The 18,132-nt window shown below is 33.2% G+C and carries 17 protein-coding genes; all 17 read right to left on the reverse strand.

All coding sequences use genetic code 11. The features are described from left to right. The 17 genes from IAE45_RS09435 to IAE45_RS09515 all read right to left on the reverse strand — a co-directional run bounded on the left by IAE45_RS09435 (position 1) and on the right by IAE45_RS09515 (position 17,627). Entirely contained in the window at positions 1-1,110 is a 1,110-nt protein-coding gene (locus tag IAE45_RS09435; RefSeq protein WP_200127591.1) for a capsular polysaccharide biosynthesis protein CapF, read from the reverse strand. Next, positions 1,107-2,129 carry a polysaccharide biosynthesis protein gene (locus tag IAE45_RS09440; protein WP_200127575.1) on the reverse strand — a complete coding sequence of 341 codons (1,023 nt, stop codon included), beginning with the start codon at positions 2,127-2,129 and terminating at the stop codon, positions 1,107-1,109. The genes IAE45_RS09435 and IAE45_RS09440 overlap by 4 nt, the downstream gene beginning before the upstream one ends. Further along, positions 2,119-3,348, reverse strand: a complete 1,230-nt coding sequence (locus IAE45_RS09445) for a hypothetical protein (protein WP_200127573.1) — start codon at positions 3,346-3,348, stop codon at positions 2,119-2,121. Before IAE45_RS09445 ends, IAE45_RS09440 begins: the two co-directional genes overlap by 11 nt. Beyond that, a complete protein-coding gene (locus IAE45_RS09450; protein WP_200127571.1) occupies positions 3,332-4,591 on the reverse strand; it encodes a lipopolysaccharide biosynthesis protein in 1,260 nt (419 codons plus the stop codon). Before IAE45_RS09450 ends, IAE45_RS09445 begins: the two co-directional genes overlap by 17 nt. Then, positions 4,554-5,633: a glycosyltransferase gene (locus tag IAE45_RS09455; protein ID WP_200127563.1), complete on the reverse strand. Its 1,080-nt coding sequence runs from the start codon at positions 5,631-5,633 to the stop codon at positions 4,554-4,556. The genes IAE45_RS09450 and IAE45_RS09455 overlap by 38 nt, the downstream gene beginning before the upstream one ends. Then, on the reverse strand, positions 5,581-6,756 hold the full coding sequence (locus tag IAE45_RS09460) for a glycosyltransferase (protein ID WP_200143126.1): 1,176 nt from the start codon (positions 6,754-6,756) through the stop codon (positions 5,581-5,583). Before IAE45_RS09460 ends, IAE45_RS09455 begins: the two co-directional genes overlap by 53 nt. A 6-nt stretch (positions 6,757-6,762) precedes the next feature. After that, entirely contained in the window at positions 6,763-7,749 is a 987-nt protein-coding gene (locus IAE45_RS09465) for an SDR family oxidoreductase (protein WP_200126239.1), read from the reverse strand. Positions 7,750-7,751: 2 nt separating this feature from the next. Beyond that, entirely contained in the window at positions 7,752-9,062 is a 1,311-nt protein-coding gene (locus IAE45_RS09470) for a nucleotide sugar dehydrogenase (RefSeq protein ID WP_200126241.1), read from the reverse strand. Then, complete coding sequence (locus IAE45_RS09475; RefSeq protein ID WP_200126243.1) at positions 9,055-10,149, reverse strand: glycosyltransferase family 4 protein; 1,095 nt, start codon at positions 10,147-10,149, stop codon at positions 9,055-9,057. The genes IAE45_RS09470 and IAE45_RS09475 overlap by 8 nt, the downstream gene beginning before the upstream one ends. Then, a complete protein-coding gene (locus IAE45_RS09480; protein WP_200126245.1) occupies positions 10,142-11,026 on the reverse strand; it encodes an NAD-dependent epimerase/dehydratase family protein in 885 nt (294 codons plus the stop codon). The genes IAE45_RS09475 and IAE45_RS09480 overlap by 8 nt, the downstream gene beginning before the upstream one ends. Continuing rightward, positions 11,023-11,637: a sugar transferase gene (locus IAE45_RS09485; RefSeq protein ID WP_200126247.1), complete on the reverse strand. Its 615-nt coding sequence runs from the start codon at positions 11,635-11,637 to the stop codon at positions 11,023-11,025. The genes IAE45_RS09480 and IAE45_RS09485 overlap by 4 nt, the downstream gene beginning before the upstream one ends. Positions 11,638-11,649: 12 nt before the next feature. Then, a complete protein-coding gene (locus tag IAE45_RS09490; protein WP_200126249.1) occupies positions 11,650-13,467 on the reverse strand; it encodes a polysaccharide biosynthesis protein in 1,818 nt (605 codons plus the stop codon). A gap of 12 nt (positions 13,468-13,479) precedes the next feature. Then, entirely contained in the window at positions 13,480-14,244 is a 765-nt protein-coding gene (locus tag IAE45_RS09495; protein WP_200126250.1) for a tyrosine-protein phosphatase, read from the reverse strand. A gap of 23 nt (positions 14,245-14,267) precedes the next feature. Continuing rightward, positions 14,268-14,975, reverse strand: a complete 708-nt coding sequence (locus tag IAE45_RS09500) for a CpsD/CapB family tyrosine-protein kinase (RefSeq protein WP_005234973.1) — start codon at positions 14,973-14,975, stop codon at positions 14,268-14,270. 9 nt (positions 14,976-14,984) lie between these two features. Beyond that, entirely contained in the window at positions 14,985-15,764 is a 780-nt protein-coding gene (locus tag IAE45_RS09505) for a YveK family protein (protein ID WP_200126253.1), read from the reverse strand. 15 nt (positions 15,765-15,779) lie between these two features. Next, positions 15,780-16,712, reverse strand: coding sequence for an LCP family glycopolymer transferase (locus tag IAE45_RS09510; RefSeq protein ID WP_233619000.1), 933 nt, complete (start codon positions 16,710-16,712; stop codon positions 15,780-15,782). 66 nt (positions 16,713-16,778) lie between these two features. Further along, a complete protein-coding gene (locus tag IAE45_RS09515) occupies positions 16,779-17,627 on the reverse strand; it encodes a hypothetical protein (protein WP_200126255.1) in 849 nt (282 codons plus the stop codon). Positions 17,628-18,132: the final 505 nt, after the last annotated feature.

Genomic DNA, 18,132 nt, shown 5'->3' on the forward strand with positions numbered 1-18,132 from the left:
CTAGACCTCCACGTAATAAGTATCAGGGTTTTCAGGGTCAAACATTTCGTTTACCCACATAACAGTGACCATGTCAGTATCCCCTAAATTTTCAATATTATGGGTATAGCCAACAGGTATATCGACTACTTCTAAATTCTCACCAGAAACGAAATACTCAATGATTTCTTTAGAATCAATCTTTCTAAAGCGGATGACGCCTTTTCCACTTACTACCAAAAATTTCTCATTTTTGGTATGATGCCAGTGATTTCCTTTAACAATCCCCGGCTTTGAAATATTAATTGAAACTTGTCCGCGATCTTCAGTCCTCAAAAATTCGGTGAATGATCCGCGATCATCGATATTCATCTTTAAAGGATATGAAAACTCATCCTCTGGTAAAAAGCTAAGAAATGTACTATACAGATTTTTTTCTATTCTACGATTCAATTGAGGTACAGATAGATTTATTCTACTTTCTTTAAAAGAAAGAATTATATCTCTCAAAGTGCCCACAGTTACTGTATCCGTTTCTCTTACTGAACAAAAGTCGTCGACAATAAATGGTTTCGCTTGAAGGCAATGCAGCAATTCCTTAACAACATCATCAATATAGCAAAGTTCAATTTCCGCATTTTTATCATTAACGGTTATTTCTTCACCTCGAGCCACTTTATAACAAAAAGTCGCTACTACCGTATTATAATTTGGTTTCGACCATTTTCCATACAAATTAGAAAATCGATAAATGTAGACTTTCGCTCCAGTTTCACTTTGATATTTTCGTAAGAGATCTTCTCCAGCTTTCTTACTGCGACCATAAGCATTGTTAAGAGCAGCTTGAATAGAGGATGATATCATTACCGGACAGGTATTGTTGTATTCTTTTAATTTATCTAGAAGAACTGAGGTGAAACCGAAATTTCCTTCCATGAACTCTTCTTCTTCCTTGGGTCGATTTACGCCCGCTAAATGGAAAACAAAATCTGCTTTTAAGCAATATTCATCTAATAAATGTGCAGGAGTATCTATATCATATTCAAAAACATTTTCATAACCTTCGTTTCGAAGCTCTGCGATTAAATTTTTACCTACAAATCCATTGGCTCCTGTAACTAAAATATTCATCGATTTTTCCACTCTTTCAACTCTTCTTGAACATAATCTAATGCTAATAATTTTTCCTTGATTTGTTCTACGGATAGTCGTTCCGTATTATCAGAATTGTATTCGCCTTCGTGTGTCAACTCGGTACTGCCTTCGCTAAAATATTTCTCGTAATTAAGATCTCTAGTATCGGCTGGTACACGATAGAAGCCGCCCATATCTTTCGCAACGAGATATTCTTCTTTTGTAAGAAGCGTTTCATATCTTTTCTCACCATGACGTGTGCCTATAATTTGAATCTCATTTTCGACTTTAAAAAGTTCTTTCACTGCTTGTGCTAGATCACCGACCGTTGACGCAGGAGATTTTTGAACCATGATGTCTCCTGCTTTTGCATTTTTAAATGCAAAAACAACTAATTCAACTGCTTCTTCTAAACTCATCAAGAATCTAGTCATGCCCGGGTCCGTTACAGTTAACGGTTTTCCTGCTTTTATTTGCTCAATAAATAATGGAATCACAGAACCCCTGGATGCCATGACATTACCATAACGCGTTCCGCAAATCATTGTATTTTCATCTGCCACAGTTTTTGCTTTTGCTACAAAAACCTTCTCCATCATTGCTTTTGAAATCCCCATTGCGTTGATTGGATAAGCTGCTTTATCTGTTGAAAGACAAATAACTTTTTTTACCCCCATCTCAACAGCAGCTGTCACAACATTATCCGTACCCATGACATTTGTTTTAACAGCTTCCATCGGAAAGAATTCACATGAAGGAACTTGTTTTAAAGCAGCGGCGTGAAACACGTAATCTACACCATGCATTGCATTTTTCACACTATTTATATCACGAACATCTCCAATATAAAATTTTAGTTTGTCGCTATTATATTTTTTTCGCATATCATCTTGCTTTTTTTCATCGCGAGAAAATATACGAATTTCTTTTATACTGCTATTAAAAAATTTTTTCATGACGGCATTACCAAATGAGCCAGTTCCACCTGTAATTAAAAGTGTCTTATTATTTTCCATTATTATTCTCCCTTAAAGTAAAGTTATTCGAAATGAAATAAAAAATCACGATAAATAAAAACGACATACTATTACCAAATGTATGAAAGAGTTGATTATTTGCTGGTATCATAAAGCAAAATATAAATAATTGGCCTACTAGAGCAAAAGAATAGGGGTTTTCTCTGAAAATAGCGTTTATCCAAACTTTCTTTAAAATTTTTCCAACTAAATACATGATTACTGGGATAAAATAAAACGTAAAATCGGATGCAATCCATGGAAAAATTGTACTCCATAACTGTAAAGCAGGTCGCCCGTTTGTAAATTCATTCCTCATTAAATAACTATTATTAAAGTAATCTGCGTAGTTAAAATATGGTCCAATTGTTTCTACTAATCCTCTAAAAGTGGTTTGAAAATAGGTAAACTGAAAGGGCATTGTAATCATTTGACTTAATCCCTCATATCCATGAGAAATATAAAAACTAATTCCAATGAACCCTTTTATTATCCAGCTTGTCTCACTTGTTCCAAACTGTGACTCTCTGCTCCCCATAAAAAATAATATCCCTAAAAATCCAAGTGTAATGAATATTAACAACATAAGCTTAACTTTCTTATTATTATTATTATTCCATATAAAATAAAGCAAAGGTAATAGCAAAAAAATTACTACTCCAATATTTATCATCGCACCAATTAAAAATGACTGTATAAGATAAACAAAATAGGTCACGATGGAAATTATTTTGAGCAATTTAGACATATGTTTCCAATAAAGGATTGACATAATAAAAAAGAGAGTTCGAGAAAAACTTAAAATGTTAAGTAATAAACTTATTGTTCTTCCAAAAACTATAGGATTTGGGACTAAATTATTGTTCCGCATATGCTTTACATAATCATAACTCTCTCCAGGTCGAGTAATATATTCCATTATTGTATTAATATTTGGAAAATAAGTTAAAATAGCTTGTATGCTAGTCATTAAAGTCAGAATTAAACAAATCCAAATTATATATTTTTGATTTTGATTCCAATTGAACTTACTTTTCAAGTTTACACTCTTCTGATAAGTTGTGACATAGCCTAAAAGAAGAGCTAAAAAATTTATTAATACATATAATAAAGTAAAAAATCGATCACTAGTTATAGGATAAGAAAAACCAAACATCATAAGAGTGGTTATTAGATAAATTATAATGATTTTTATGGGCCAATTATTTAATTTCGTCATTATTTAGCTCTCTCCTAATATACTTCCTATATTCAATAATTAATAAACCACAATATACTATGCTAGAAATTAATCGAGTCATTGTTAAGCCCCAAATTTTAAAAGTAGGTACTAGACATACTGCTAAAACTATAAGAACAATCCCAGAATAATATGCACAACGTTTTATTCTAACACCCTCTCCATGTGCACTTAGGAAGCTATTAAAATAGTCACCTAATCCATAAAAAGAATATGTTAATAATAACCAAAACAAATACGACAATGCAGGTAAGTATTCTTTATCATATACAAATGGAAAAAGAACGTGTATTGTAATAAAAATGCAAATAAGAAAAAATCCTGTTAACAAAAAAGTTACTTTGATATCTTTTTTTTCTATATATGAAAGTTCAGCATTTTTTTTAAAACTAATCACACCCATGATACTTGGAATCTGAGTTATCATTGTACTTAGACTTACTGCTAGTGAATAAAAAGCATATTCCATACTTCCCACTAATGATCCAACAATTACATTCAGTAAATCACCTGTAAATACAGAAAACAGAGAGCCTTTATAAATCTGAAAACCATTATCTCTTTGTTCCTTTAAAATTAACTTAACATAGTCTAATGAGTCTTTATTAAGTACAGCTTTAATCCTTTTTATTGTTAGCAAATCTGCTAGTAAGTATGATGCTCCGTAAATTAACAAGACAATAAAAAGCGATGTAGTATTGCTATAAAAAATTAACAAGACGAAATAGATTATTACGGCTATGGCATTAGGTGCCAAAGTTTGAAAAGCAATATCTTTTATTTTATTAGTGCCTCTAAGCATATATGTAAAAGTTCTTTGAAAGAATAGAGTAAATAAAAGAACGGCTCCATACATAAATGAATCATTCATAGCATCCCCTAAAAGTAATTTCATTAGGAAAACTAAGATAACGACAGTGACATAGATAAAAAAATTCAGTAATAAAGTCGCACCATAAATTTGACTATTATTTTTTTTAGAAATCAACAATCTTGCGCTTGAATAGTAAATTCCAAAATTAAAAAAGGCTGTAAACATGGAAATAATACTCACAATATATTTATATTCTCCAAATTGCGAAACATTTAAAAGTCTTGTTATAACTAAGTTTAATATAAAAGAAATAGCAATACTGCAAAAATTTGAAAATAATAATAATGAGTACTGCCTTGAAGTTTTATTCTTACATAAGAGATTTATATATTCTATCAATTTTTTCATAAATTACCTTCTGAGAAAATTTATTTTCAATAATGTTTCTGGAATTTTTAGAAAAATATTTGCATAATTTTTTGTTTTCATTTAAAGAATTGATTTTGGCATTGATATCATCCGGATCATTCGGACTAATAAAATATCCATTATAATTTTCTTCGACAACCTCCATATTCCCGCCTACATTTGTCACTACTACTGGAAGTCCGACTGTCATAGCTTCTAAAAGCGCATTAGACAGGTTCTCATGATAAGTTCCAAAAAGAAACACATCTGAAGCACAAAGTAAAGATAAAACATTACTTGTTTTTCCAAAAAACAATAATTTATGATTACTAATTTCTTTAGAATATTCTTCTTGCAATTCTTCTTTTAAGGGACCATCTCCAACTATAAGAAATTTTATATTTTCAACGTTACTCTTTCTAGCTGCCTCACATATGTCCAATATTCCTTTATCTATAACTATTCTACCTACCACAATAACAACAAAATCATCTTCATTATAGCCTAATTTTCTCCTGAATTCTTGCCTATAATTCGTGTATTCTGTACTAGAGTATTTTATTTCTGGAGCTGCATTATGAATAACACCTAAATATTTCTTCTTATTTAGTTTTTTTATCATTTCTTTATTCTCAGATTCCTTAGAAACAACGTAAACCTTTCTTGAAAGTTTCAAAGTTAAAGGTTCAATAATATATTTAAAAACAATTTTTTTTATGAAAGAAACTTGGCTATCATCAAAGGCGAACCCTCTGACAGTTAGTAATATATTTCGATAACCTGCTAGTCTTGACGCTATCACGGCGTGAAATCCAGAAGATTGCATTCCAGATATATGAATTACATCCGGATCAAATTGTTTGATTTGTTTTTTTAAATCCATTATTAGCTTTAAGTTTATTTTACCACCAGCCAATGTGCTCTGAGTCAAAAATTCAAACTTATACTTATCTCTCAAATAGGATTTAGAGATTCTTTCAGCAGCTATATTAGGACCGCTTACTTGATCCGGCATAATTTGATGTAGCATTACTTTTTTCATTAAAAACCTCGTCTATAAATTTTTCTGTTTTATGATAAAAATTTGTATAATTAAAAATTGTATTATCAAAAATCATAGATTTTCTTTTTAAAATTATACTTTCTATTTCCTTTTCTAAGTTACTCTGATTCACATAAAAACCATTATAATTATTTTCAACAAACTCAGTTACTTCCATTTCTTGATTGATTAACACAGGCGTTCTAGCTGTTATACTCTCGGCAAGTTTTGTTGGAAATCCTGCTAGGGTAACCCTGTTAATTGGTCTGATAATAATTGAATAATCGGCTTTAGTTATGTTTTCTATTACTTTAGAATGTTCAATTCTCCCTTTAAACTCAACATGAGCCAAATTATTCGCGTATATTTTTCTTTTATACATTTTAAAATATTCGTTCTTAGTTATTCCAATTATCTTAAGATGAATATTATAGTCGAGACTTACTTTATCCATTACTTCAACTATTAAATCTAGATTTTCTTTTTCTGAGCTGGGTGATCCTGCATAGATAAAACTCACTTTATTCTTGCCATTTTTTAATTTAGAGACTGCCTCCCACTTACTATCATTTAAATCGACCATTGGAGGAAGCTTTACTTTTAGAGATTTGTAATAATAATTCTCTAAAAAATCACTTATAACGATTAAACCATCCAATTTTTTATTCGTATATAACATTCGCAAATTGGAATCAAAACCTTTTATAATTTTTCTTCGTAAGGGTAATCCCTTAGTTCCATACCACTCAGTAATGTCCCCCACAACTTTTATATTTCTTTTTCTACAATACTTAATTAATTTAAGAGTGGCTATCGACGGAAAATTGTAGGCAATAATCAAATTAATCTTCTCTTTTACAATTATTTCTTTTATCATTTTAATATTGGTATATTGGTTCAGTAACTCACGTGAAGAAGTTATTTTCTTTTCTTCATAACATTTAAATCCAAAATATTCAGTTTCAATAAGACTATTATCTTCAGATTCAGATAAATTTTTTCTATTATAAAAAATAACTTCATTGTTTAAATCACGTAAAATTTTACTTATTTGAAGTACTCTTTGAGCTGCAGCATTTCCTTCTGGAAGTTCAAAACCTCCAACATAAAGAATTTTTTTCATAAATAATTACATACCTTCTTCATTATTTTTATACCATTCAATCGTTTTCTTTAGACCTACACTGAAGTCATATGAAGGACTATAATTTAACATTTTAGCTGCTTTTGAAATATCTGCATTAGAATGCTTTATATCGCCTTTTCTTTCATTCCCAAATACAGGTTTAATGTGTTTCTTTGAAAGAATATTTGAAATTTCTTCATACAAATTATTTAATGAGACTCTTCCACCATAAGCAATGTTAAAAGCTTCTCCACTAACGGACGAATCAGAAGATGCTGCTTTCAAATTAGCTTCAATAACATTCTCAATAAAAGTAAAATCCCTAGATTGATTTCCATCTCCATTAATAATTGGTGCCTTGTCATTTAGTAATGAGAGAATAAATCTTGGAATCACAGCAGCATATGCTCCATTCGGGTTTTGCTTATATCCAAAAACATTGAAATACCTTAATCCTATAGTTTCTAATCCATATATATCAGAATATATTTTACCGTATTCTTCTGCAACTTTTTTTGTTAGTGCATAGGGTGAGAGAACGTTTCCTTCTATACCTTCCACTTTAGGCAGGATAGGGCTATCACCATATACAGATGAGCTAGATGCATACACAAATTTCTTGACTTTATTTTTTAGTGCCGCATCCATCATATTTACAGTACCTTTGATATTTACTTCTTCATAAAATACAGGCATTTCAATACTTCTAGGCACACTTCCCCATGCAGCCTGGTGCAAAACATAATCAACATCTTTACATGCATGATTACATACATCATAATCTGTAATAGTACCATTTATGAATTCAAAATTTGTATTATTTATAAACGGTTTGATATTCTCGTAAAAGCCATTCGACAAGTTGTCTAAACACCTTACTTGATACCCCATATTTAACAATGCTTCACACAAATTGCTACCGATAAAACCAGCACCACCTGTAACTAAAAATCGACTGTTTTCTGGAAAAATAACTTCGCTATAACTCAATTTTATAACCTCCAATATGCAACATCTAATGATTCTACTTCGTCTTTATTCAACATACCTTTCAGATCCATAATAACTTTTTTATTATTAATTCTATCAAACCAATAATTTATGTTTTGATTAACAAAGGTATCATGATTGACAGCAATAATCATTAAATCTAATTCATTCATCTCATCTTCTTTTGCAAATTCCAATCCGTAAATTTGTTTAGCTTCTTCAGCATCTGCCTCTGGATCAAATACAAGAGGTTCAATATTAAATTCTCTCAACTCATTCACGATATCAATAACTTTTGTATTTCTAGTATCAGGACAGTTCTCTTTGAAGGTAAATCCAAAGATGCCTACTTTTGCATTTGTAACATCTTTTTTATTCTTAATCATTAGTTTTATAGCACTTTCAGCAACTACTCTCCCCATATCATCATTAATCTGTCTTCCAGCTAAGATAATCTGTGAATGATATCCTAACTGCTCCGCTTTATGAGTTAGATAATATGGATCTACTCCTATACAATGCCCTCCAACAAGTCCTGGTGAGAATTTAAGAAAATTCCATTTTGTACCGGCAGCTTCTAAAACTTCTTTTGTATCGATTCCCATCTTATGAAAAATTAGAGAAAGTTCGTTCATAAAAGCGATATTTATGTCTCTTTGCGAATTTTCAATAACTTTTGCTGCTTCAGCAACTTTAATACTGGCAGCTCTATACACCCCAACTTCAACAACAAGTTCATATGTTTTTGCGATAATCTCCAAAGACTCTTGATCCATTCCTGAAACAACTTTTACGATTGTCTCAAGTCGATGGACTTTATCTCCTGGATTAATTCTTTCTGGAGAATAACCTACTTTAAAGTCTTTCCCACAAATCAAACCTGACTCTTTTTCTAAAATAGGTATACAAATTTCTTCTGTAACTCCTGGATAAACAGTAGATTCAAAAACCACAATAGAACCTTTAGTCAAATTTTGACCAACAATTTTACTTGCTGATTCTACTGGTGTTAAATCAGGTGTGTGGTCTTCATTAACTGGTGTAGGAACAGCTACAATATGAAATTTCGCATTTTTTAAGTCAATAGCTTCAGAAGTGAATTCTACCTTAGTATTTTTAATAACATCGTCACCAACCTCCTTAGTTGGATCAATGCCATTTTTGTATAGCTTTACTTTCTCTTTATTTAAATCAAAACCTATTACCTGAGCTTTTTTAGCAAAAGCTACAGCAATTGGCATACCAACATATCCTAGACCTATCACAGAAATTTTTTCTTTTTTGCTTACTATTGCATCATATAAATTATCCATTACAAATCTCCTCAATTCTTTCAACATATTTATTGACAACAATTTGACGATCAAAATATTGTGAAACTTTTTCTCTTGATGCAAGACCCATTTTTTTACGGATTTCATAATTTAATGTTAAATACTTTTCAACTGATTTAAATAAACTATCTTCATCTTTTGGTTTACAAAGAAAACCGGTAACGCCATCCTCAATTATTTCTTTACAGCCCGGAATATTGGAAGCAATTGAAACTCTCCCAGACGCACTAGCTTCTAAAAGTACGTTTGACATCCCTTCATGATAACTAGGTAAAATTACACAATCTATCTCTTTTAACAACTCTTGAATATTTTCAACCATACCATGATAAGTTATAATGCCCTGTGATTCTTTTTCACTAATTATCTTATGGTAATCACCATCAATAAAACCAGCAATATGGAATTCTACATTTTGGTAGCTTTGCAAAATTTTTTCTGCTACAAGAATAAACTCATCAATACCTTTTTCTTTCATCACTCTCGAAATAAAAACAAACTTGATTATATTGTCATATTTGTATTCCAGGTACTTAAAATGCTCAAGATTGATTCCTGATCCTGGTAATAAAATACTGTTATTTATTTTTATCTTATTAAGATAGAAAAATTTTTTATTTTCTTCATTTTGAAATACAACTGTATTGATTTTTTTGAAAGTTAAACGATACATTCTTATTAGAATTTTTTTTAGTAAACCATCATTTTGAAACGGGGACCCTAACCCAGTAACATTTGCAATGCTTGGGATATTCCTTTTACTTGCTTCAATACCAGCATAAACATTAGGTTTTATTGTATACAACAAAACAATATCAGGCGTAAAGGAGTCCATTACTTTACCGTATTCTTTTTTTAATTTAAGTTCAGTGAAAATATTTTTTCCATGTCTGTCTAATTTACTGTTAAAAAATATACATCCTAAACTAATAAAATAATCTACTTCTTTTCCGTAGGGACAACAGATTCCTACAGAATAATCTTTTTTAATTAGTTCTTCTATCAATTCTCTTCTAAGGTTATATACATATTTTGGATGATTTGCAATAAGCAACACTTTAGTCATAATAATTCTCCTGATTTTCTGTAAGTTTTATGCTAGTATCAAAATTTATATAGGAATAATCCATTTTGATTCCATCAACATAAGAACCTGGTGAACCTAAAAGCGAATGATCATAAAATAAATCACCGAAAACTTTGGAGAATAATGTAATATTTTTCGCACATAATTTTATAAGCGGTGAAAATCCTTTAATAACAAAAATATTAGACTTATTTATTGCAGCTATTAATGATACCATTTCTGTTGTATTAACATATTTTGAATTTTGAGGATGTAATATTCCTACTAGCTTGTAATCAATAATGGTTTTTAAAAAAAAATTCATATTATTTATAAACAGCATACTTCTTTTGTTGTTTACTTTAGGAAATACAATAATTTTTTTTGCCACATTTGATAATCTTTGGTAATTTCCAACACATTGCGGACCGTAAATCATAGGAGGTCTGATTATCGCTACATTGAAAGAATCAGTTGCTAACCTTTCGATCTGTATCTCAGCTTCTCTCTTAGATTTACCATACGGTGTTTTAGGATTTATTTTAGTCTTTGCAGAAATAGCTCCGCTTTCTACTCCAAAAACAGACATCGTGCTAAAAAAAATAAAATGCTGTACATGTTCTTTCTTTGCTTTTTCTGCTACTTTAATAGCTAAATCACGATTTACTTTGTAATACAATTCTTCATTTGTTTCTTTGACGTGAACAATAGCTGCAAGATGAATCAAAACATCATATACAGAAAAATCAACATCTTTCCAAGTACTCTCCCTAACACTAATCGTTTCAATTTGATAATAATCTTTATATTGCTCTATCCATGTTTTAAATGATGTACCAATATAGCTATTTTCTCCTGTGATGAGGATACGCTTCATTGCCCATCCTCCTTCTTAATACTACTTGTTCCGCCTTCTATAACACCCTCACTTTTAAAAACAGAAACAATCGTTCCAAGAAAACACTTCAGATCCATAGATGGTGAAATGCTTTCAGTATATTTCCCATCTAAAAGAGCTTTTTGTTTAATTTCCAACTCATCTCTACCACTAATCTGAGCCAACCCAGTCAATCCTGGTCGAATATCATTTGCCCCATACTTATCACGTTCTTCGATCAAATCATATTGATTCCATAGCGCTGGACGAGGCCCAATGACAGCCATATCGCCTTTAATAATATTGAATAATTGAGGCAGCTCATCCAAACTGGTTTTTCTTAAAAATTTCCCGACCTTGGTGATATAAAAATCAGGGTCTGCTAATAGATGTGTCGGCATTTCTTTCGGTGTATCAATCTTCATTGTCCGAAATTTATAAATGTTAAAATGGGTTTTATTTTTACCAACCCGTTTTTGCTTGAAAATAATTGGCCCCTTAGAATCTAGTTTTATTGCTAAACATAAAAGTAATAAAACTGGTGATAACACAACGATCCCCATTAACGATAAAATAAAATCAATGATTCGTTTCAATCCATCCTTATACAACAAAATCCACTCCTATTTGTTTGAAGCATTTGCAAATTTCACGATTTCATTAGCCAATGTAGCACTCTCTTTAGGAAGTGCTTCTACAAAATAAAGTACCTCTTCCAATGAATATCCTTTGATATTACCAACAAAAATTTTCTCAAAGACTGCTTCATCATTCCGTTCTTTATCTAGTAATAATTCTTCGTATAATTTTTCACCAGGCCGAATCCCTGTTTCAATAATCTCAATCTCTTCTTCGCTATAACCACTTAGACGAATCATATTCTTCGCAAGATCAACGATTTTCACCGGTTCGCCCATATCTAATATGAAGATCTCGCCACCTTGAGCAAGTGCACCTGACTGAATAACCAAGCGGCTAGCTTCTGGAATCGTCATGAAATAGCGTGTCATGCGAAAATCAGTCACTGTGATTGGTCCGCCTTTTGCTATTTGTTCACGGAATACTGGAATCACACTACCTCTTGAACCTAAGACATTGCCAAAACGAACAGCAGAAAATTTCGTGCAACCTTTTTCATTTAAGCCAGTAACAATCATCTCAGAGATGCGTTTTGTCGCTCCCATGACGTTTGGTGGATTATTAGCTTTATCCGTAGAGACCATAACGAAGTTCTTCACTTTCGCGGCTTTAGCAGCTTCAGCGGTATTCTTGGTTCCGTAAATATTGTTTTTGACTGCCTCTTTAGGATTGTATTCCATCAACGGCACGTGTTTATGAGCTGCCGCATGATAAACGATATCCGGTTTGACTTCATTCATGATTTCAAACATCTTTTCACGATCTTGTATATCGGCTATAACAGGAACGATTTCGGTAATATTGTCTTTAAAATTGATTTTCAACTCACGGTCAATTAAATAAATCGAGTTTTCTCCGTGTCCTAACAAAACAAGTTTTTTAGGATTGAACTGAATCACTTGGCGACAGATTTCGGAACCGATTGATCCGCCAGCGCCAGTAACCAGTATGGTCTTCCCCGTAATTTGATCTTTGATGGAGTCGATATCCAATTTGACTTCGTCTCTCCCTAACAAATCAACAACATCGATTTTTTTCAAACGTGTAGTGCTGATTTTACCTGATGCAATTTCTTCCATTGAAGGCATTGTATTGACTTTGACATGTAAAGGCTCAATAAGTTTGAATATATTTCTTAATTTCTTTCTTGATAAAGAGGGAATAGCAATTGTAATCATCTTGATTTCATACTTTTGAATCAATTCTGGCAAATCACTGATGCATCCTAAAACTTTTTTTCCTGAAAGATACGTATTTCGTTTGTTAGGGTCATCATCAACAAATCCTATAACGTTGATATCACTTGCCGTTTTAGATCCTAAAAAACTATTATAGAGAATACGGCCTCCCTCTCCAGCACCTACAATGATGGTGTTTTTAACCGGTGTTGTATTTGTAAATTTCATATTTTTTCTTTCAATGTATATTCGCCAAATCAATCTACTAGCAATGATCAGAAACAAGGAAAGAAAGTAAGTAAATGTGACAAGTCTAATACTATACGTTTCTTCACCAAAGAACATGACAACGTTACAAGATAGAGCACTCAACGATAGTGCAAAAAAGATAGCAATCATTTCTTTTAAATTTGTGTACCGATTGATACGAGAAAATACTCGGAAAAACCATCCGTAAATAAGGTAAAAACCAATAGACAAAATAATAGATACTTGCGTAAATTCATGCGGAATTGAAACAAATGGTTTCATAAATAAAGCCGCAACTAAATTTGCTCCAACAATCAACATACAGTCCACTAAAATCAAAATCACAATTTTTCTTCTTCTCGTTAAATCAAACAACCCAGTCTCCCCCTAAAATAACCCGAATTTCTTTTTTTTCACTTCTATATAACTTGGAAAACTGATTTGATCCCCGTTTATCAAATCTTTTGCTACTTGTTTCATCAATGTTATTTTCTGCAAACCAAAATCTTCTCCAATTTGCTCATAAGCTTCTTTCAAATTAAAGGTGCGTTTTGTGACGCCATGGGCATCAGAAGCGACCATCTGAACAAGATTATGTTCAACCATTGTTTTTGCTGTTTTTTGGATCTCTTTTCCAAATACGCCGACATAACTTGGCGCAGTTAACTGAGCTAAACAGCCCATATCTAAAAAAGGGATGAGATTATTAGGGTCTTTTCTAAAATGAGCATTCCGCTCGGGGTGGACAATGACTGGAATCTTTCCCAGCTGTAGTAAATCGAAGAATATTTGTTCTGTATACGTAGGTACTTCAATCGTAGGAAATTCTATCAAGATATACGTATCATCAAGATCTGTAAAAAGGATGTCATTTTTCTGTATATCCTCAATTAAATCTCCTGTTATTCTCACCTCTTGTCCCTCAAGTACTGTCAAGGACAAGTTCCGTGCATCCAATTCTTCTTGTAAAGAAGTAACGAGAGAAATGACCTCTGACTTCGGATTGCGGTATTTTCCATTGTTATGATGTGGGGTACAAAGGATATGCGTAATTCCTTGGCTAATTGCTTTTTCAGCCATTGCGATGCTCGCATTGATGTCTTCTGCACCATCATCAATTCCGGGTAAAATGTGGCAATGTAAATCAATCATTTCTCTCGTCTCCTTCAAATTAATTAATTTCCATAATAATAGTAGTAACCTGAATCTTTCGAGTGTTCAGCACCGTTATAAACCACACCAATGATTCTTGCTTGAACCATATTCAAAAGATCTCTTGCTTTCGTTAAGGATTCTTTACGTGCAACATTTTCTCGAACCACTAAAATCGTCCCATCTGCTTTAGATGCCATAATTTGCGCATCGGTCACAGCTACAACAGGTGGCATATCAAAAATAACTACGTCGTAAAGGTTTTTCGCTTCTTCCATCACTTGGTTCATTCGGGCTGATCCAAGAAGCTCAGATGGATTTGGTGGTTTTGGTCCACTTGTTAAGACAGATAAATTATCAATCACCGTTTTTTGGGCTGCTTCAAGGACGCTCGTTGAGGTACTTAATACTGTACTCAATCCACTTGCATTGTTTAGACTGAATGTTTTGTATACAGTAGGCTTTCGCATATCGGCATCAACCAACAATACCCGTTGTCCTGATTTAGCAAAAACAACTGCTAAATTGGCTGAAGTTGTCGATTTCCCTTCCCCTGGACCAGAAGAAGTAACAACAATGGTCTTAATTTGTTTATCTGCGGAAGACGCAAATTGAATATTTGTACGGATCGTACGATATTGCTCTGAGATTGGTGAAGAAGGATCAATTAGCGTGATCAAACTTACTGCATGTGTCTGCGTCCCAGTACGTTCTTGTTTTTTTGCCATCATTGTTCCCTCCTAGACCCGACTACGACTGCGACGTGATTCTGCCGATTTGTCGCCTTGCGGTTTCTTAATAAATGGTGCACTTGGTTTTTTCTGAATCGTTGCAGCCAATTCTTTTGGTGACATCTGCGGAACGGTACCTAATACGGTGAAGCCTAATGTTTCAGTTACAAATTTATCATCTTTGACAGTTCGATCTAGCAGCTCCAATAAAAAGGCTAAGCCAACACCTACCATGATGCCTAATACTAGACCAATGGCTAAGTTTAATTTGTTGTTAGGTGAAACTGGTGTAGTACTAGCTACCGCACTTGAAATGATTGAGATTTTATCAACATTCATAACATCTTGAGCATTTTCTTGAAAGACCAATGCGGTCGTGTTAGCAATATTTTGCGCTGACACTGCATTTGTACTAGTTGCCTGAATGGAAAACATTTGTGAGTTTTGCGATTGATTGATTGAAATAGAGTCTTTCAATTGTTGTACAGTCATGTCCAGATTATTTTCAGACTCCAGACGATCCTTTACTTGTGTCATAACTAAATCACTGACGATCATATCCTTATACGTATTGATCATTTGCAAATTTGTATTCACATCGTTGGCATTAGTAGTTTCTGATTGAGGCAATGTCACAATCAATTGGGCTTGTGAACTGTATTTGGGTGTAATGACAAAGAAGGTGAATATCCCTGCTAAAGCTAAACCAGCAAACATTGAAATAAAAATAGCAGCTAAGTGTTTCCGTAGAATTGCGAATATTTCTTTTAAGCTAATTGTTTCTTCCATCTTTTCTCCACTTTCCTATTCATTCTCTAGATTTAGTTGTGCTTTCAACTCTTTTTGAACTCTTGCTAGTTCTTCATCACTTACACGCTGATATGAGATGCCGTCTTGCATGAATCCTTCCCCTTGCAACTGATCTTGTTTGATCGTTTGAAAGGCACTACGATAGTTAAATGCTAAGGTTCGCATGTCATCGAAACTCATATCTGTCTTCATGTTTTGCTCAACGGCATTTAAGATCGTTTGATATTGGGTGATTCCATCAAGACTCAAGACTTTCTTAACGATTCCTTCCACGATTTTCCGTTGGCGTTCTTGACGTCCATAATCTCCGTTTGGATCTTCATAACGCATTCTTGAATAGGCAAGGGCTTGTTCGCCATTTAATGACGTTCGTCCGATAGCAAAATCAAAGCCATCTTGCGAAAAGGTGATCTCATTATCAACTTCAATGCCGCCAACTGCATCGACTAAATCTTTTAACCCAGCCATATTGATTGATATATAATGATCGATCGGAATATCCAAGAATTTTTCTACAGTGTTCATTGCCATCGCTGGTCCACCAAAAGCATAGGCATGGTTGATTTTATCTGTCGTCCCGTGTCCAACGATATCGACATAGGAATCTCGTCCAATACTCACCACCGTCGTCTGATTGTCTTGTGGGCTGATGGTCGCAACCATCATTGTATCAGAACGGCCTTGTTCGACTCTCCCTAAATCACCAGTATCGATCCCCATCAGTAAAACCGAGAAGGACTCTTGTTGGGATAGATCGACATCATTTTCACGTAGGCGATCTTCTCGATCACGCTCAACTGATTGATAGGTTTCGTTAATTGAGTTTGACACATCAAAATATAGTTTGGCAGCGACACCGATCAATCCGATGACTAACACTGCGACGATTGAAAAAATAATTAAAAAGATTTTTTTTCCTTTTGACATTTGCTTTCCTCCAGTTATCTCTATTTTCTTTGATACATGTATCCATTAGTAGACAACGTCTGAACTTTACTCTGTCCAGGTGCCCTCTCCTGCGGATGTATCCTCTGAATAACTTTCTGTTGAAGCGGGGAGGGTATACGTGCTGTATCCTGTGTACCCCATTTGGGTAGCGACTTTATCTGCTAATTCGGTGTATTTCTCTTTCAATTCTTCATTGCGAACTTTGCTAATATTGTCGACTGCACTCAGATATTTTTCTAAGGTGACTTCACTGGTCACCTCATCCCCATCAAGCATTTCATCAAAAGTTTCTTGTAACTTTGCAATGCGGTCCAATTGAGTATCCGCATATTCTAAATAGGAAACAACTAACTCTTTCCATTTACTATCCTCAAAAAAACTCAGATTTTCACGGACATTCCCAACATCCGTTTCTTTTAGATCGGCTCTAATGATGACATCATTTTCAGCACTTTGCCAATTTGAAACGCCTTCAGTAAATAAGGCTTCCGTATCCGCTTGTACTTTTAATTTTGCCTCGATGTCTTTTAGCTGATCATCAAGGGCGGTTTTTTCTTGTTGGATCTCCACTGACTCACTTGGCAGTGCATCATCATCGATCCCATAATCGTCTGCTGATACTTTTACTGCAGAAAGTTTTGCGACTGTTTTAAGAACGTCTTCTTCTTTAAGATCTTTTCTCAAAAACGTTTGATCTTCGTTGCTGTAAAATTCAGCAATTTCATTAGACAACTCATTGATGCGATCTTTTTCGCTGGCAATCGCTGTCTGTGCGTATTCCACTCGTTGCTGATATTGCCTTTGGTTATTTTGTCGGTAACCAATGAAACATATTGCAACTGCGCCAATACCAACGGCTAAAACAGTCAAAGTCTTTACTAACGGCTTTCCCATGAACACACTCCCTAATTCAATTGTGCTTGTTTAAGCATTCTGCCTTCGTCTCACATAATAAAGGCAATTCTAGTTTATTATAAGAGAAATGTATCATTAAATAAAGGAAATTCCTGTTTTTTCTTTTTAAAGGTATATTTTTCATCAACAAAAGACTTATATAATGGCAAATATCAGTTATTTTAAATATACATAAATAACGTGTAGCATACTTGACAGTTTTTTTAAACCCTCATTTTAAATAATAAATAATTCAGTGATAATCGTTAATCTCATCGTCTTTGAGAGTTGTCACATCATAGAAAAATAACCTCGAGTGATTATATTCATTCATTTTCTCAACATCTTTTCATTATAAATAGAAAATATAAGAATTTCAGAAAGAAAAGTTAAATGCTTTTGTTGTTATTATAAATCGGTTGGGCAAAACTGGATAATTTTCTTGGGGCAATTAGGGTTTCCTTCGCGGTTACTATTTATTTACACCAATCGTTCCTGTAAAAAT

The sequence above is a fragment of the Enterococcus sp. S53 genome (assembly GCF_016516865.1).
Taxonomy (GTDB): domain Bacteria; phylum Bacillota; class Bacilli; order Lactobacillales; family Enterococcaceae; genus Enterococcus_D; species Enterococcus_D innesii.

What these genes read in the sequence shown, in the direction of transcription:
- IAE45_RS09435 (WP_200127591.1), bottom strand. Translation starts at nt 1,110, where the DNA reads ATGAATATTTTAGTTACAGGAGCCAATGGATTTGTAGGTAAAAATTTA.
- IAE45_RS09440 (WP_200127575.1), bottom strand. Translation starts at nt 2,129, where the DNA reads ATGGAAAATAATAAGACACTTTTAATTACAGGTGGAACTGGCTCATTT.
- IAE45_RS09445 (WP_200127573.1), bottom strand. Translation starts at nt 3,348, where the DNA reads ATGACGAAATTAAATAATTGGCCCATAAAAATCATTATAATTTATCTA.
- IAE45_RS09450 (WP_200127571.1), bottom strand. Translation starts at nt 4,591, where the DNA reads ATGAAAAAATTGATAGAATATATAAATCTCTTATGTAAGAATAAAACT.
- IAE45_RS09455 (WP_200127563.1), bottom strand. Translation starts at nt 5,633, where the DNA reads ATGAAAAAAGTAATGCTACATCAAATTATGCCGGATCAAGTAAGCGGT.
- IAE45_RS09460 (WP_200143126.1), bottom strand. Translation starts at nt 6,756, where the DNA reads ATGAAAAAAATTCTTTATGTTGGAGGTTTTGAACTTCCAGAAGGAAAT.
- IAE45_RS09470 (WP_200126241.1), bottom strand. Translation starts at nt 9,062, where the DNA reads ATGGATAATTTATATGATGCAATAGTAAGCAAAAAAGAAAAAATTTCT.
- IAE45_RS09475 (WP_200126243.1), bottom strand. Translation starts at nt 10,149, where the DNA reads ATGACTAAAGTGTTGCTTATTGCAAATCATCCAAAATATGTATATAAC.
- IAE45_RS09480 (WP_200126245.1), bottom strand. Translation starts at nt 11,026, where the DNA reads ATGAAGCGTATCCTCATCACAGGAGAAAATAGCTATATTGGTACATCA.
- IAE45_RS09495 (WP_200126250.1), bottom strand. Translation starts at nt 14,244, where the DNA reads ATGATTGATTTACATTGCCACATTTTACCCGGAATTGATGATGGTGCA.
- IAE45_RS09500 (WP_005234973.1), bottom strand. Translation starts at nt 14,975, where the DNA reads ATGATGGCAAAAAAACAAGAACGTACTGGGACGCAGACACATGCAGTA.
- IAE45_RS09505 (WP_200126253.1), bottom strand. Translation starts at nt 15,764, where the DNA reads ATGGAAGAAACAATTAGCTTAAAAGAAATATTCGCAATTCTACGGAAA.
- IAE45_RS09510 (WP_233619000.1), bottom strand. Translation starts at nt 16,712, where the DNA reads ATGTCAAAAGGAAAAAAAATCTTTTTAATTATTTTTTCAATCGTCGCA.
- IAE45_RS09515 (WP_200126255.1), bottom strand. Translation starts at nt 17,627, where the DNA reads ATGGGAAAGCCGTTAGTAAAGACTTTGACTGTTTTAGCCGTTGGTATT.